Raw genomic sequence first — 15,393 nt, 5'->3', positions numbered from 1 at the left:
CAAAAACCCCCCTTGCCAACACATGAATACGTCTTTATCTTAGTCTTCTGCAGCAAAAATAGTCAAACAGCAAAAACACACGTTCGCACGCGGACCAGATTCCGGTTTTTCCCATAATTATGATATTCATCTAGCTTTTTTTGAACATGAGATCTTTATTTATCTCTATCATTCTCTAATTTTCGTAGAAATTCAATTTTAAGCTAAAAGGTTAATCTAATCGTGTATTGACAAATGGAATGGAAATTATCATACTAAATAAGTATATATGTTTCATAAGTGTGGGAGCGAGAGAGCGGCAGCTATTTTTTTTCATCAGTTATTGATAATGATTATTATTGTCGGCTTAAGTACATAGACTGTAGTTAGTCTACCTGCGAATTGCACGTAACGTTTCAACCGTTTTTAGTAAGTCTAAGTACTATTCATATGAGGTGAGCACATAATGACGGAAAAGCTGGAACTTTTTGATGTGACTATTATAGGCGGCGGCCCTGCGGGGTTGTATGCTGCCTTTTACAGCGGAATGCGTGAAATGAAGACGAAAATAGTTGATGCGCAGAGCGAACTCGGGGGCACAATGTTATTTTTTCTAGATAAGATGGTGTGGGACGTTGGGGGAATACCTCCGATTACAGGCAGAGAGCTGACTGATCAGCTGGTTCGCCAGGCGGGCACATTTGAGCCTACAGTGGCGTTGAGTCAGGAGATTGAAGGGTTGGAGCGTCTGGATGACGGTACATTTATGCTCACCTCCACTGCTGGCGATCGGCATTGGACTAAAACGGTTATTATGGCGATTGGATACGGCGGATTACGCAAAGTGAGGAAGCTGGAAATCGAGGAGGCCAAGGGCTATGAAAACTCGAACTTGTACTACACAGTAGAGAACTTGGAAGATTTCCGGGGCAAACGGGTGGTAATCTCTGGAGGCGGCGATTCGGCAGTAGATTGGGCCAATGAGCTGGAGCCGATTGCAGCCAGCGTGACGGTGGTTCACCGGACTGATAAGTTCAAGGGACTTGAACGCAACATTTCGCGAATGAAAGCTTCTTCTGACGTTCTCACGCACTATCAGGTAGAAATGCTTCATAGTGAAGACGGAAAGTCGATCGATAAGATCACCATCTGCCATGTAGAATCGGGGCAGCGCGAGCAGCTCGAATTGGATGCACTGATTGTCAGTCATGGCGCAACCTATGAGTATGGACGGCTTAGGGATTGGGGACTTGGCATCGGGAAAGACAATCTTGCCGTAACCGATAAAATGGAATCGCAAGTTCCTGGCATCTTCGCGGCGGGCGACTTTGTAAGCTACGGGGTCAAAGTTATGCTGATTACCGGAGCGTTCAACGATGCTGTGCTTGCTGTGAATAGTGCTAAACAGTATATCGAGCCAAAAGCGGCAAAAATGGCCAGAATCTCGACGGAAAATGTCCGCTTTGATGAATTGAATAAACAATTCGTCAAAAATTAATTTTTTAAAAACTGCAGCAATTTCTCCAATGGAGAGAATGCGCAGTTTTTTATGTTTTAACACTAGGATTTGGCGGCGATCGGTTGAAATTTATAAGATCTCATCATCGCTACGTCCAGGTTGTTGCCCCTTAACGCCGCGAAAAAATCAAAAATTAAGCTTATTTTCTGTTCCTGAAAGCAGCCTTTGTATATTTTCCATATGCCTGAAAATAACCATAAACGCCATTAGGAACGCAAATATATATAAATATAAGGTATTCGCAAAAACAGGAATAAATGAAATAGCCGCAAAAAGCAATGTAGCACATATTGTGCCTAAAGAAACATAACGGGTTAAAACTACTATTATTACAAAAAAGCCAAGGCATAAAAGGGCCATAACCCAGTCAACCATAAAGAGCACAGCCACTGCTGTAAGTGCTCCTTTGCCCCCTTTAAACCCAAAATATACCGGCCAGTTATGCCCTACAACCGCTCCTACTCCTGCCGCTAAAAGGCTTACGCAGTCTGCAGCCTCTCCCGAATAAAAGTAAACGCCAAGGAACAAGCCTATTAAACAGGCAATTATCCCTTTTAATATATCTCCCGCAAGAACAAACACTGCAGCAGATTTCCCAAGTACCCTCATAGTATTGGTAAGCCCGGCACTTTTGCTTCCATGGCTTCTTATGTCTTTGCCGTATATTTTCCCTACAATCACCGCTGTATTAAGGCTGCCTAAAAGGTACCCCAAAGCTAAGGCCGCAAAAAGCTTTAAAATATCAATCATCACTCTCCCCCCTTTCCTCAGCATTACAATAATATTCGGTGAATAGGGTGTTTTTACCTTCTATATTTCATAATTCTTCCAGTTAATTCAAATGAAAAAGGATGCTCCGGGCTACGTCCTCCTCATTATATTCCACTTCCAATTAATAATTAAAGAACATACGCGGGTAGTATGTAGTACTTTAAAAAGTGCCTTATCTTAATCTAAGCATTAAGAAAATGGAAGGGTGGTTCCCGGTTCACCTAACTGCAATAACAATATCTTCTACGCACTATTAAATAATGATAGAATAAGAAGAAGCTGCTTTTCTGAAAGAGTAGATGTGCACGGATCAGATGGAGGATTGGACAACATGTCTCTAACAGAGGGGACCAAGTTAAAGGAATTGCTGAATGGGACTGCAATGGAAGCTGCCCCATTTGTACATATAGCTATAGCGCTGGCGGAATTAGTTCAAACGACCCATAATCGAAAAACGATGATTGGTGATTTGAATCCATCTGGTGTTCGAATATTTGGTGGTCGAATTCAAGCAGAAAAGATTAGAGCAGTTTTGGAAGAAAAGCGTGAGCTGGATTACGCCTATATTTCTCCTGAACAAACAGGCAGGATCAACCGTGCGTCTGACGTGCGCAGCGATTTGTACGCGCTAGGTTTGATATATTATGAAATGCTTGCAGGGTGTCTGCCATTTCAAGCACAGAGTGCTGAAGAGTGGGTGCATGCTCATCTGGCTATTGTACCGAAGCCTCTGCAAGAACTGCGTCCGGAGACGGCGGGCTCACTTGCTGACATTATCATGAAGCTGTTGTCGAAGACGGCTGAGGAGCGTTATCAGAGTGCTTATGGTCTTTTAGCTGATTTGAAAAGGTGTGACTCTTCTCTGGAAGAATGGGGAGAGATCGTCCCCTTCGAGATTGCTCGTGCGGATGAGGCCAGCCGGTTCCGCCTTCCACGGACTCTCTTCGGTCGTGAAAAGGAAAAAGAAAAGCTTCGCGAGGCTTTCGAGCAGGCTCGTGGCGGCGCATCTGCGTTCGTAGTCGTTACGGGTCAGGCGGGCAGCGGTAAAACCGCTTTGGTTCGAGAGCTTCAGATGCTGGTGACCAGGGATGGTGGTCAATTCATTGCGGGTAAGTGTGATCTGATGAATCAGGATATGCCGTTTTCGCCAATCCTGCAGGCGCTTCGCAGATTGATTCGGCAAATCTGGGGCGAATCGCCAGAAAAAGTTGCGAAATGGAAGGAACAGTTAACGGAGACGTTAGGCCAAGGGGCTGGCGTAATCGCACAGCTGCTGCCGGAAGCTGGCAAGCTTCTCGGTGAATTTCCTGCTGTGGAGCCATTGCCTCCTTCTGAAGCGGCTGTCCGTTTTCGCCGTCTATTGCCTATTTTTATAAACACATTTGCTGGCAGAGAGCATCCTCTCGTTATGTTTCTCGACGATCTCCAATGGGCAGATCCTGCTACGATGGATGTCCTTCGTACGGTTGCGAATGACAGGGACCTTCATGGTTTATTACTTATAGGTTCGTTCCGGGAGGAAGCGGCGCCAGATTGTATGGAAAACGGAGGAACCCAAGGCGCGGCTGCTTTATGGATCAAAGATTCATTTTCTCTGCATAAGACTGGAAAGCCATTATCACTGCAGCATATCACGCTCGACCCTCTATCCTACATCGAAGTGAGACAGTTTATATCACATATTTTAAACGAAAATACGGCGCGCATCCGCCTGCTTGCGGAGTCTCTTTACCATCGAACAGGTGGTAATCCGCTGTACTTACACCGTTTTGTGGATAGCCTCTATCGCGAGAACAAGCTTTATTTTGATGAGGAACAAGCTATTTGGAGCTGGGAGGCAGCGGCAGTTACTCAAATGCCCGAGGATCCTGACATTCTTCATTTGATTGGGACACGCATTCGTATGCTGCCGCATGAAACAATTGAGCTTCTAGCCATAGCGGCAGCCATTGGGCACCGTTTCCGTCTGTCAATGGTAGCTCTAGTAAGCGGCCGCTCCTTGAGTCATACACGTAAGCTTTTACGTTCAGTTGAGGATGAGGGCTTACTAAGTCGAGAAAATGAAGCTGGTGAGGTTGATGAAGCTGATGCAATTGATGCGGCTGATGAAGTGGAAACGGATGATGGTTATTATACCTTTTTACATGACCGGGTGCAGCAGGCTGCTTATAGATCCGTCCTCGAACCTGAACAAGCAGGCCTGCATCTGAAGATCGGACGCGTGATGCGCACGGGCAGGTGCGAACAGCAGGAAGAATCGATTTTTGACATGGTGTATCATTTGAATTTGGGCAGCAGTGAGATGACGGATGAGACGGAGAAAAGAGAGCTGGCCGCCTATAATCTTCAGGCAGGTTTGAAATCGAAAGCAACAACGGCATTTGCGGCTGCACTGCACTTTTTGGAAACGGGGCTGCGTTTTGTTCAGGAGGATGAAAGTGGGACGGATTCGCTGGCCTATCGTTTGATGCTGGAGCTGCCCGAGTGTGAATATATGTGTGGACGCGTGGATAGAGCGAAAGATCTGCTTGAACGGTTAATGACCCGTACCACTGACTTGGTTGAGCGTTCCCAAATTTATTTGATAAGTATCGGAATGAATGCTTATTTAAAAAGAGACGATATAGCGGTGAATATCGGGTGGCAGGCTCTTGCCGAATTTGGCTGGAAGCTGCCGATGAAGCCTTCGAAAGCGCTTGTTGCAAAAGAAGTCGTCATGACACAAATGGCATTGTCCAAGATGCGAAATGAGCTGCCGCGTTTGCCATTAAATTATGATCCCCATTATAAAGCTTTGTCGGATCTGGTCATGGCGATGTCGACCTCGGTTTTTATAATAAGTTTGGAGTTGTCTGCGGTACTATTTTCGAGGTTCGTTCGCTATGGTTTGAAGCATGGGAACAACGAAGCATTCACGTGTGTACTTGCGGGTTACGGCTTGGTGATTTTCAGAAATAATATTTCCAGCTTCCATACAGGGCTCCAGCATATCGAAACGGCTTGTACCCTGTCATCCTCTTTTGAAAGTACGGATTTGCAATGCCGATTGCTGTACATTAAGGGTCTAGCCAAGCTGCTGCAGAATCCGGAAGAAGGAATGAGGTGCTTTGAGCAATCTATGCGCTATGGGATGGAATCGGCCAATTTGGCATTCGTTAGTATTGCGATGCTGACTTGTACGACCAATCATACTGGAGACTTACATACGTTGACTGCACGGATTGTGAACTTCGAGACCATGTCACAGAAGCTTGTAGATGAAGTAACACTCAACATATTTCGTATCGCGAGATGGTATGTGGCACAATTACAGGGTGAAGTTGAAAGTGATGAAGTCGTAATGCCATTGCAGAATAGTCGCCTCAAGGAGAGATTGAATAACGAAGTTTATTATACCTGTACCTGTCAGATCGAAATCGCTTATTTGTCCGGCCGGTATCGCGAAGCCCTCGAATGGGTAGAGAAAGGCAAATTCAACACTTTTCGACAGACTCGGCTGCAAGTACGCAAACAGCATGTGTACCATTCGCTAACGCTTGCTGCCATGTATACGGAGGCGCCACCGGAAGAACGCAAAGGTATTCGTGCCATGCTTAGTAAGCAATTGCGTTCTATGAAGCAATGGTCCGGCTATTTCGGACAGCAGTCTTCGGCTTACTTGCTCATCGCGGCTGAATTGCTTGGGATCGATGGAAACCGTTTGGCAGCTGCCAAAGGTTACGAAGCTGCTGCCCAGGAGGCGCGCAGAGAAAGATACGGGTTAATAGAAGCGATAGCCTATGAGCGGGCGTCGATGTACTATAGGGAAGCAGGCAGCATTACTGGTGCGAATGTTTTATTGGTGGATGCCTTCTCTGCTTATGCAAGGTGGGGGGCTTTTGCCAAAGCAAGAAAGTTGAGAGATGCATACCCCGAAGCGGCATATCCCGAGCTGGAATTAACGGCTGCCGCGCGGCAAGAGGGTCTTATGACAGCTGAGGAAGAGATGGGGCAAAGTGAAGCTGCGCGCGAAGTGATGCCTCATCTCGTTGACGAACAGGTTCTTATTCAGCAAATTATGGGGTGGTCGGGTAAGGCAGTCAGCCAAGATCACAGTCATGAGGTTAGCCAAAATGTCAACGAATACGTCAGCAAAGATGTGATGAAACGTTTCCTGGAATCGGCTCTACGATATTCGGGTGCTGAAAAGGGATATGTGCTTAGCAGTCACGGTGAAGGCTTTATCATGGAGGAGCAGGTGGGTGCAGATGATACCCAGGAAGAGGCTTCGTACGCTGAAGCTATCGTTCGTTATGTTATCAAGACTGGCGAACCGGTCGTGCTAGCAGATGCTTCGCGCAGCTCTTATGGAGCTGATCCTAATATACGTCGCAGCCAGCCGCAGTCTGTACTTTGTATGCCTATTCTTTTTCCAGGGAAGTTATTGCCATCCGTGCTTTACTTGGAAAATAACCTCATCTCTGGTGTTTTCACCAAAGAGAGGCTGGGCGTGCTGGATCTAATGATTATGCGGATGGTTTACCTGAAATCGTTGGAGGATTCCCGTGCTCAAATTAGTGTGTCAAGCGATTCGGGGCAGAGTCTTCAAGCTATTTCCTCAGAAGTTTCACAGCCGCTCATCGAACCGCTGACGAACCGTGAAACGGAGATTTTGTATGCGTTGACGGACGGTTTGTCCAATAAGGAAATCGCTTATCGTTTTGGGTTAACAGAAGGAACGGTCAAAAGTTATGTTTTCCATTTATACGGAAAATTAGGGGTTAAACGGCGTGCCCAGGCGATTGCACGAGCAAGGGAACTGCAATTATTGGGATAGTCTTACCTGTGTAGATATACTGCAAGCCAATAACGGAACCGTAAGACGTTCTGTTGTTGGCTTTTTTTATTTTTTTGCTCAGTCATAATTTTTAGGATCTGTACTGAAGCCCATGTGAAGAGGTGTTATTTAAGAGGAGTAAGAGGGCGTATGGATGAAGGTGTTATTTCGGGTGAAACGCTTGTTCATAGGAGATGCTCTGATTCCAAAATTCAGCCGCTGGCTGTGCCATTGACCAATCGTGAAACGGAAAGGCTGCAAGCGTTGGCGGAAGGCTTATCTAATGTTGAAGGTGCGTATGTGAAGCTCCCATGAAAATCCCGGGACATTCGCACCTCGAAATTTGTCGAAAACCATAATATTTATTGTGCCTAGACAAAAGTCAACTACTAATCTATAGTTTTAGGTAGCATATATATTGGAAAAGTGCTTAAATGATGCCCTTATGTGATTAATTGTGCGCATTTCCGCTGTCGCACCCCGTATGGGGTGTGTGAATTTAGGCTTATCTCATGGAGCAAGTCATAGGCAAATGCCATACCAGTATTAAGTTTCAAAAGTTCAGAAACTGGAAATAAACATCAGAAGTTCTGCATCACGGAACTGTTATGGACGCATTGCATTGTCATGACACCACGCTTTATGTTATATTAAAAACATTAATGTGAAGGAGGTGAGGTAGGTGAATCACCAAATGGTCAACAACCGTATTAGCCAGCTGCCGATTGCTATGGCTGGCATTGTTCATGCCTTTTCCGCGAATGGGATAAGTATGTCCAGTTTCAATAATACGTTTGAACCATTCGTGAGAAGACGCCTACCTTAACCACAACGGATAGTTTTACCATCCTGAGGGTCGCGGGCTTGTTGCTGCGGCTCTTTTTGTGCATCAAGTTAGGGTTTTCATCTAATAGGAGGCTCTTAAAATGATAATAGTTAACGTTCAACAGATAAAGAAATACCATGCAGCAAACCTTATTTTGGACGGGGTGACGCTTCAACTCCAAGAGGGCGAGAAGGTTGGCCTGATCGGCCGCAATGGTAGTGGGAAATCAACTTTGCTTCGATTAATTGCGGGTCTTGAGCAGATAGATGAAGGTATGCTAACGATTAAGAAGGATTTGCAAATTGGGTATTTGCCACAAATCCCTGCCGAGTTCGATGAACTGACCGTATATGAAGTTCTGGCGTATGGTTATCGGGAGCTGATGGTCATCAAACAGGAAATGTCAGTGATGGAACAGCAGATGTCCAGTCCTGAGGCGGCGGGTAATCCGAAAAAGATGGAGCGGCTGCTCACGGCATATGCGCTGGTTCAAGAGCGGTTTGAGCAAAGTGGCGGCTATGAGATGGATACGGCTATTGATCAAGTCGCGAGCGGCTTGCAAATGGAGCGAAGCCTTTATCAGCGGAATTTCGGTGGCTTGTCAGGTGGAGAGAAGACACGTATTGTTTTGGCGTCCCAATTGGTTACCCGTCCAGCTTTGCTGCTTTTGGATGAGCCGACGAATCATCTGGATCTCAAAGGTATAGAGTGGCTGGAGCAGTTTCTGCGGCGATATGATGGCGCGTGTATCATAGTGTCGCACGACCGTTATTTTCTCGATGCCGTCGGCACGAAAATGATCGAATTGGAGGACGGTGAGGCTCATACGTATTTTACCAACTACAGCGGATATATGAAGGAGAAGGAAGAGCGTCTTCTTCAGCAGTTCGCGCAGTTCCAAGAGCAGCAGAAGGTGATAAAAAAAATGAAAGAAACGATCCGCCAGCTGGAAGAATGGGGGCGTATTGCAGGAAATGAGAAATTTTTCAAACGGGCAGCTTCGATTCGAAAAGCTCTGGAGAGGATGGAGGCGGTAAAGCGTCCAGTCCTGGAGCGGAAAACAGCAGATTTCGACCTGTCCCCACTTGATCGGTCTGGCCGTAAGGTCATCGCTTTTGAAGCCGTGACGAAGCAATATGCGGATCGTGCGATTTTGGACGGAGCTGAGGGAAGTTTGTTGTATGGCGAGAAGGTCGTGCTGCTCGGGGAAAATGGTTCAGGGAAAACGACGCTTTTCAAGCTGCTTTTGGGTGATGACGTGCCAGATGCAGGTGTAGTGGAGCAAGGGGCGCGTGTGGAAATCGGTTATTTGGCTCAGCAGGAGCCAGTAAGAGATAACAAGCTGACTGTACTGGAATTTTTCCGCAAGGAGGGTGGTTTGGAGGAGGGCGAAGCGCGGAACGTGCTGGCCAAATATTTGTTCTATGGCGCTGATGTTTTCAAGCCCTTACAGATGCTCTCCGGCGGAGAATGGTCTCGTCTGAGGCTAGCTTTACTGGTGAGACGCAAGCCGAACCTGCTTCTGCTGGATGAACCGACGAATCATCTTGACGTAGCTTCTCGCGAAGCCTTGGAGGAGGGGCTGGAGGATTATCCGGGAACGGTGCTGGCGATTTCCCATGATAGATATTTTATTAATCGCCTGGCGAAAAGCGTATGGGAGCTCAAGCAAGGCAGGATTACCAAGTATCTCGGCAATTATGATAATTATAAGGAGAAGCATGGTGAATCTTCGTCGCAAGCACCGCTCTTGAATGAAGGGAAGACTTCCGCGGCAGCAGTACCGGGAACAAAAGTGATTGGAAGCAGCAGCCTAGAACGCACAAACGAGCGGAGACGTGAACAGCTAGAGCATGAGATTGCTGTGCTTGAAGCAGAGCTAGCTCGAGCAGATGAAGAGCTGCACCATTTAGATCGTATTGGCGATACTGCTCAGCTTGAGATAAGTTGGCAAGAACGGGAGAAAAAGCAATCGCAGCTGGATGCACTTTTGGAATTGTGGATGGAACTGTCGAGTTGAGGGTATGACCAAATGATTTTAGATTAATAAGAGGACAGATTAATAAGAGGACAAATTAAGAGGATGGAACATAAGAGAGGAGCGCCGCTCCCCTCTTTCTTTTTGAACAAACTTACAGCTATAACTCTGAAGGTAAGCCATGAAGATACATCATCTTACAATCTGTATTTTGAAGCAAGACCGCCGTTGTTTTTTTATTTGGTGTCTTGTAAATTACAGGATAATCCTGCTCTTCGTATACTTCTCGGATAGGAAAAGCCAATTTCTCTTCTTCTAGTGAGAACTGGGCATCCACCCCCGCTTTATTTCCACGTGCATCTAAACGAATCCATTTCCCAATTGATCTAAGATAAACGGCATTTAACGCATGGATAACGTAACCTGTATCAGGAGTATCGCCTAATGTTAGACGCTGGTAACAGAAACCAGTGGGTATGCCTTGGCACCTTAATAAGGCACATAATAAGTTTGATTTTGCATAACAGATACCTTCTTGGTAAAAAAGGACTTCTGAGGCACTGCATGTAATGCGCGAGCTTTGAATATCCCAGGAATGAGGTATGAAATCACGAACAAATTCAAAAGCGGACTTAATAAATCCAATTTCATCCAAGGATTGGCTGTACAATTCCTTTGCTTTATTTTTAATTAAGTAATGACTATGGTTAACATCTTCGGTTTCAACTAAATAATCATCCAAAGAATTGGATTCACATATCAAGTTCATTTTTCTCTTCCTGAGTTGTTTATTAGCATCACATTCATTTAATCAACGCCCATTTCTTGTACACGGGTAAGTTGCTGCAGAATTTCGAGCAGCTGGCCGCGCCCCTCTGGAGGTAAAGATGCCAGGACGATCTCAGCCGATTCGCTCATTGCGGCCCGGGCTTTTAAGATAAGGGGAGGGGCATCATCGAATTGGGTTACGGTACGCGGCTTAATGCCCAATTTAGTGGAAATATCACTCATACGTATTTTTTCGGCTTCCGACATCAGGCCTAGATGATCGGGTCGCAGCATGAAGCCGACAATGATCACGACAAACCATTAGAACGTGGCTTGTCTAGTGAAACAAGAATCTGGAGTGAGAACCAAAGGATACCATACTATTTCCTGAGTTGGTTATTTTTCTACCCTAGAACTTTTCACTGTCCAAATAATGTGTATTCTCGTATTAGTTGTTTATAATTTTAAATAACTTCAAGATAAGAAAATGGTGGATCAAAATATTAAGAGGACATTGATATTTAGGGAATAAATCTCGTACATATACCGATAAATGATAAAATGGAAGGGTTCAACTCCGATAAATGTTATAAAAGAGAAATTGAAAAAATCTATAAAATGACACAGCAGAGATTGATGTTCCCTATGCGCAAGCATTTCTCCTCAGGCATATTCGGGGCGATCTGGCTGAGTATCCTCCATTCTTGTGGAAGTAGGTCTTGTCATGTTAATCCGGATTACTTATGATATAGGTACAACAAGTAAAGAAGGCAAAAGACGACTGATTCAAATATCCAAAAAATGTATGGGTCATGGCCAAAGAGTTCAGAAATTTGTGTTTGATTGTATTCCCGATTCGACGCAGTTCCGCCGCTTAAAGCATGAATTAGAAGAACTGATAAAACAGACAGCTTGCGATTTTATAAACTTGGGGATAAATACAAAACAAAAGCTGAGCAAGTTGGCGTAAAAACCTCCTATGGTATGGAAATTCCACTATTTCTCTAAGGTACATTTAGAGGTGCGAATGTGAAGCTCCCATGAAATCCTTGAGTCCTTCGCACCTCGAAATTTGTCGAAAACCATGAATGAGCTTGTTTCGATAAAAGTCAATCATGGATTCATAGTTTTTTAGTATTATTTTTTGGAAATGTACTTGATTTATGCCTTTCTTGGATTAATTGTGCGCATTTCCGCTGTCGCACCCTGTATGGGGTGCGTGGATTGAAATATGTAACAACACCCCCTATTTTCTTGGGAAATATGTCACACCCCGAGTGCGTAAAGCTGAGTATAGAATGTGCGCTTGAAAATTGCTATAATGGGGGCAGAAACCGAGGTGAATGCTATGGCGAAGAGAAAAAATCCTCCTGCTCCAAAACCTGCTTCCCAAGACCAACCTGCCACTTTAAAGGATCTATTAAGTCCTGAAATTCTAGGCAAACTGAAAGCTCAAGCCGATGAATTAAAGGCTGTTGAAAATAAGAAGACAGAGCTGATAAGGACCCAGGCGGAAGAAGCCCGAAAGGCGGAACAGAAAAGGCTGGAGAATGATTTTGAGCATCTCCTGAACAACAGTAATCTGGACTGGCGAAAAAATAAGTAGGTTTAAACTAATAATCAGGATTATTCTCTCCCAAGCGGCCTCTCATTACGGGAGGTTTTTTTAATTCGGATATTTAAGCATTTACTCAATGTCGCTTCATTTATTGACGAATTATGTCGATATATACAGCAAGAACAACAGGGGGTGCAATTACATGAAAAACAAAAATGGGATTTCTTTGACACTTAAAATGATATCATCTCTAGCAGCACTTCTAGTAGTTATTTTTATTGTTCTTGTGCTTGTAAATCTCAATCAGCTTAAGACCGTAAGTGTTAGTATGGGAGAGGTCGAGGCGAAGCATGCGGCTCAAAGCTTTTCAGAGGAATTTAGTCAAAAGCTGGCAGGGCTTAAACAGGAAATGGATATGCTGGCTTTGGTTCTACGTAATGCCAAGGTTGCACAATCTTATTCCCGTGCTGAAGTGGTAGATCTGTTGAAGCAAATGCTGGAGGCTCATCCTGACATTCTTGCAACGTATACGTTATGGGAGCCTAATGCTTTCGACGGCAAGGATGCGGAGCATAAGAATAAATCTCCATACGATGATGAGACTGGACGATTGATTCCCTACGTTTTCAGAAGTGGTGACTCGATCCAGGTTGAGCAGCTTAAGGGCTATGAGGCTCAGGGAATTGGAGATTTTTATTTAATCCCAAAGAAGAGCAAGAAAGTAACGTTGATGGAGCCCTATACGTATGAAGTTGGCGGGCAAACGGTTCCGATGACATCGCTGCTCGTACCTATCCTCGATAAGAATGATAGCTTTCTGGGTATGGTGGGAGTAGACATTGCGCTGGATTCGCTGCAGAAGGAAGCGGCGGAGCAGGATCCGTTAGGCGGGTACGTGACTGTGATTTCCGAAGCAGGAAACTATGTCGTCAATCCGGTGCAGCCCGAGCGCATTTTTCAGCCTTACGGAGACGCTCCGGAGAAGGCAGCGTTGTTCACCAATTTGACTTCCGGGAACGCGGAGCAAGGCTATATTTTCGACGCACATGGTGATAAAGCCCTGAGTGTGTTCATACCTGTTCGGATAGAGGGCAGTGACAATGTCATGTATGTGGAAACTGTTGTTCCGGAGAAGGAAATTCTTAAATCCTACAATGAAAGTAAAGTAACATCGCTGATTATTAGCATTGTTTCTATGATCGTACTGGGCATTGTACTCGCATTTCTAATCCGGATGATGATCATTCGCCATGTGCATACGTTAGTCAGGAGCGTGCAAAAAATGGCGGAAGGGGATCTGACGCAAAAGGTGGAGATGAGAAGCAGGGATGAATTCGGTCAGCTTGCAGACAGTTTTAATCACATGACTGAAGAACTGCGGGGGATGTTTCATCATGTTTCCGATCTATCCATGTCGGTTGGAGCTACTTCCGAGCAGCTGACCGCAAGCGCAGAGCAGACGTCTCAAGCATCGGAGATGATCGCCCGTGCCAGCGAAGAGGTGGCTGCAGGCTCGGAAACGCAAAATCGGTACGCTGGAGAAACAGCTAAAGCAATGGCCGAAATGTCAATTGGCATCGAGAGAATCGCTGCATCTTCATCTGCAGTTTCTTCATCTGTGCAAGATGTACGGCATCATACGGAGCTGGGAAATACCCGCATGCGTGAAGCCGGGGAAGAGATGACGAGGGTGAGAAGCACGGTCGCTGAAGCGGAACAGGTTATCGAGAACCTGGGGAAACGTTCGAAGGAAATCGGAGGCATTGTCAGCCTGATTTCCCAGATTAGCAATCAGACCAATCTTCTGGCATTGAACGCCAATATTGAAGCGGCCAGGGCAGGAGAACATGGACGGGGCTTCGCCGTCGTTGCTGCTGAAGTTCGCAAGCTTGCCGATCAGACTTCTAGGGCGGCTGAAGAGATTACGGGACTGATCGATCAAGTACAGGACGATACGGAGAATGCTTCCCGAATGATGAAGCTGGGTACGAGCGAAGTGAGAGCGGGTGAGCAATACGTCGTTGAAAGTGCGGCTTTGTTCCAGACGGTAGCAGAAGAAATGCTTCGAGTTGGCGATCAGATACAAGAGGTGTCCGCGGCATCGGAACAGATGAATGCCAGCTCCGAGCAAGTGAACGCTGCAGTAGAAGAGTTGTCCCGCCTCGCAAGCGAAGCCTCCGGTAATTCGCAAAGTGTGGCGTCAGCATCCGAAGAACAGCTGGCTTCTATGGAAGAGATAGCTTCATCCTCAGCGGCGCTTAGCAATATGGTTCAAGAGCTGCTTGAGAAGCTGACCCGCTTCAAAATTTAACACGTTCCTATGCGCGAGGCATATTGAAACCTTAAAGGAGACGCTTAACGATGAAATTCTCACTATGTATTGGAGCTTATTCCGGGAAAGATGAAATTTACCATTTGGAGAAAATTAAAGAGCACGGCTTTCAAGGACTGGAGTACTACGCATGGTGGAACCTTGAGGATTTGAAGAGAGTGGCTAAGGAGCAGGAGAGAATCGGCGTTGGAATTAGTGCAACCTGCACGAAGTTCATGAACCTGGTAGATGCATCCTTGCGAGAGTCTTATCTGGAAGGGGCCCGACAGACGATTGAAGCTTGTCGAATCTTGAATGTGAAGTCCGTTATTTCTCAGACGGGCAACGTATTGGAGGGGATTCCGCGGGAAGTCCAGCGGCAGAGCATGGTCGAGACGTTGAAGCGATGCGCTCCTCTCTTCGAGGAGGCTGGTATCATACTTGAGGTAGAGCCGCTGAACGGGCTCATTGATCATCAAGGGCATTTCCTTCAGCGTTCGGATGAGTCCGTTGAGGTCATTGATCAAGTGGGCAGCCCTTACGTAAAGCTTGTTTTTGATGTATATCACCAGCAGGTTACTGAAGGCAACGTTATTCGTAACGCCATAGGCTACAAGGATCGAATTAATCACTATCACATAGCGGACAATCCGGGACGTAAGCAGCCAGGCACGGGAGAGCTCAACTACTTCAATATTCTAAAAGCAATCAAGGAGACAGGCTTTAATGGCTTCATTGGCCTTGAGTGCGGCTACACGATCGACACGGACACGGCGCTTGATCAGTTCAAGAAAGAAATTCTAGAACCAGTTCTAGCTCAGCTAGAAACATTAAATTAACACGGGCTGCCTTATGGGCTAGTGTAAA

Annotated in this window: 11 protein-coding genes and 1 pseudogene; 9 read left to right on the top strand and 3 right to left on the bottom strand. The window is 45.7% G+C overall.

The window, feature by feature from the left end; translation table 11 throughout:
- Nucleotides 1-445 precede the first annotated feature (445 nt).
- On the top strand, nucleotides 446-1,477 hold the full coding sequence (locus tag J2Z66_RS01805) for an NAD(P)/FAD-dependent oxidoreductase (protein ID WP_209969173.1): 1,032 nt from the start codon (nucleotides 446-448) through the stop codon (nucleotides 1,475-1,477).
- Nucleotides 1,478-1,624: 147 nt separating this feature from the next.
- Here J2Z66_RS01805 and plsY read toward each other — a convergent pair whose 3' ends face one another.
- On the bottom strand, nucleotides 1,625-2,248 hold the full coding sequence (gene plsY / locus J2Z66_RS01800) for a glycerol-3-phosphate 1-O-acyltransferase PlsY (protein ID WP_209969170.1): 624 nt from the start codon (nucleotides 2,246-2,248) through the stop codon (nucleotides 1,625-1,627).
- A 352-nt stretch (nucleotides 2,249-2,600) separates the two neighbouring features.
- Between plsY and J2Z66_RS01795 the strand changes: the two genes are divergently transcribed.
- The 4 genes from J2Z66_RS01795 (at nucleotide 2,601) to abc-f (ending at nucleotide 9,931) form a co-directional block, all read left to right on the top strand.
- A complete protein-coding gene (locus J2Z66_RS01795; RefSeq protein ID WP_209969165.1) occupies nucleotides 2,601-7,085 on the top strand; it encodes an AAA family ATPase in 4,485 nt (1,494 codons plus the stop codon).
- Nucleotides 7,086-7,235: 150 nt separating this feature from the next.
- On the top strand, nucleotides 7,236-7,400 hold the full coding sequence (locus J2Z66_RS01790) for a hypothetical protein (protein WP_209969163.1): 165 nt from the start codon (nucleotides 7,236-7,238) through the stop codon (nucleotides 7,398-7,400).
- A gap of 367 nt (nucleotides 7,401-7,767) precedes the next feature.
- Nucleotides 7,768-7,911, top strand: a complete 144-nt coding sequence (locus tag J2Z66_RS01785; RefSeq protein ID WP_209969160.1) for an RAxF-45 family protein — start codon at nucleotides 7,768-7,770, stop codon at nucleotides 7,909-7,911.
- Nucleotides 7,912-8,011: 100 nt separating this feature from the next.
- Complete coding sequence (abc-f, locus tag J2Z66_RS01780; protein WP_209969157.1) at nucleotides 8,012-9,931, top strand: ribosomal protection-like ABC-F family protein; 1,920 nt, start codon at nucleotides 8,012-8,014, stop codon at nucleotides 9,929-9,931.
- Between the two features lie 118 nt (nucleotides 9,932-10,049).
- On the opposite strand, the gene J2Z66_RS01775 is transcribed toward abc-f, so the two are convergent.
- Together J2Z66_RS01775 and J2Z66_RS01770 are read right to left on the bottom strand one after the other, a co-directional pair.
- Nucleotides 10,050-10,658, bottom strand: a complete 609-nt coding sequence (locus J2Z66_RS01775) for a transglutaminase-like domain-containing protein (RefSeq protein WP_209969154.1) — start codon at nucleotides 10,656-10,658, stop codon at nucleotides 10,050-10,052.
- 38 nt (nucleotides 10,659-10,696) lie between these two features.
- A complete protein-coding gene (locus J2Z66_RS01770) occupies nucleotides 10,697-10,951 on the bottom strand; it encodes a hypothetical protein (protein WP_209969151.1) in 255 nt (84 codons plus the stop codon).
- Between the two features lie 430 nt (nucleotides 10,952-11,381).
- On the opposite strand from J2Z66_RS01770, the pseudogene cas2 reads away from it, so the two are divergent.
- From cas2 to J2Z66_RS01750, 4 genes and pseudogenes are all read left to right on the top strand, one after another.
- Nucleotides 11,382-11,665: pseudogene (gene cas2, locus J2Z66_RS01765) on the top strand (CRISPR-associated endonuclease Cas2).
- Nucleotides 11,666-12,005: 340 nt separating this feature from the next.
- Complete coding sequence (locus J2Z66_RS01760) at nucleotides 12,006-12,263, top strand: YqkE family protein (protein ID WP_209969148.1); 258 nt, start codon at nucleotides 12,006-12,008, stop codon at nucleotides 12,261-12,263.
- 154 nt (nucleotides 12,264-12,417) lie between these two features.
- The gene (locus J2Z66_RS01755; RefSeq protein ID WP_209969145.1) at nucleotides 12,418-14,526 is read left to right on the top strand and encodes a methyl-accepting chemotaxis protein; all 2,109 of its coding nucleotides are present in this window, start codon (nucleotides 12,418-12,420) and stop codon (nucleotides 14,524-14,526) included.
- 50 nt (nucleotides 14,527-14,576) lie between these two features.
- A complete protein-coding gene (locus tag J2Z66_RS01750) occupies nucleotides 14,577-15,365 on the top strand; it encodes a TIM barrel protein (RefSeq protein ID WP_209969143.1) in 789 nt (262 codons plus the stop codon).
- The last annotated feature ends 28 nt before the right edge of the window (nucleotides 15,366-15,393 follow it).

Origin of the sequence: Paenibacillus eucommiae (assembly GCF_017874215.1) — a bacterium.
GTDB lineage: Bacteria > Bacillota > Bacilli > Paenibacillales > NBRC-103111 > Paenibacillus_AI > Paenibacillus_AI eucommiae.
Note: the sequence above shows the minus strand (reverse complement) of the source record. Positions and strands in the feature narration are given on the sequence as shown.

Excerpts from the sequence above, each read along its gene's own strand:
- abc-f (WP_209969157.1), top strand. The coding sequence starts at position 8,012 with ATGATAATAGTTAACGTTCAACAGATAAAGAAATACCATGCAGCAAAC.
- J2Z66_RS01760 (WP_209969148.1), top strand. The coding sequence starts at position 12,006 with ATGGCGAAGAGAAAAAATCCTCCTGCTCCAAAACCTGCTTCCCAAGAC.
- J2Z66_RS01775 (WP_209969154.1), bottom strand. The coding sequence starts at position 10,658 with ATGAACTTGATATGTGAATCCAATTCTTTGGATGATTATTTAGTTGAA.
- J2Z66_RS01790 (WP_209969163.1), top strand. The coding sequence starts at position 7,236 with ATGGATGAAGGTGTTATTTCGGGTGAAACGCTTGTTCATAGGAGATGC.
- J2Z66_RS01755 (WP_209969145.1), top strand. The coding sequence starts at position 12,418 with ATGAAAAACAAAAATGGGATTTCTTTGACACTTAAAATGATATCATCT.
- J2Z66_RS01805 (WP_209969173.1), top strand. The coding sequence starts at position 446 with ATGACGGAAAAGCTGGAACTTTTTGATGTGACTATTATAGGCGGCGGC.
- plsY (WP_209969170.1), bottom strand. The coding sequence starts at position 2,248 with ATGATTGATATTTTAAAGCTTTTTGCGGCCTTAGCTTTGGGGTACCTT.
- J2Z66_RS01770 (WP_209969151.1), bottom strand. The coding sequence starts at position 10,951 with ATGCTGCGACCCGATCATCTAGGCCTGATGTCGGAAGCCGAAAAAATA.
- J2Z66_RS01750 (WP_209969143.1), top strand. The coding sequence starts at position 14,577 with ATGAAATTCTCACTATGTATTGGAGCTTATTCCGGGAAAGATGAAATT.
- J2Z66_RS01795 (WP_209969165.1), top strand. The coding sequence starts at position 2,601 with ATGTCTCTAACAGAGGGGACCAAGTTAAAGGAATTGCTGAATGGGACT.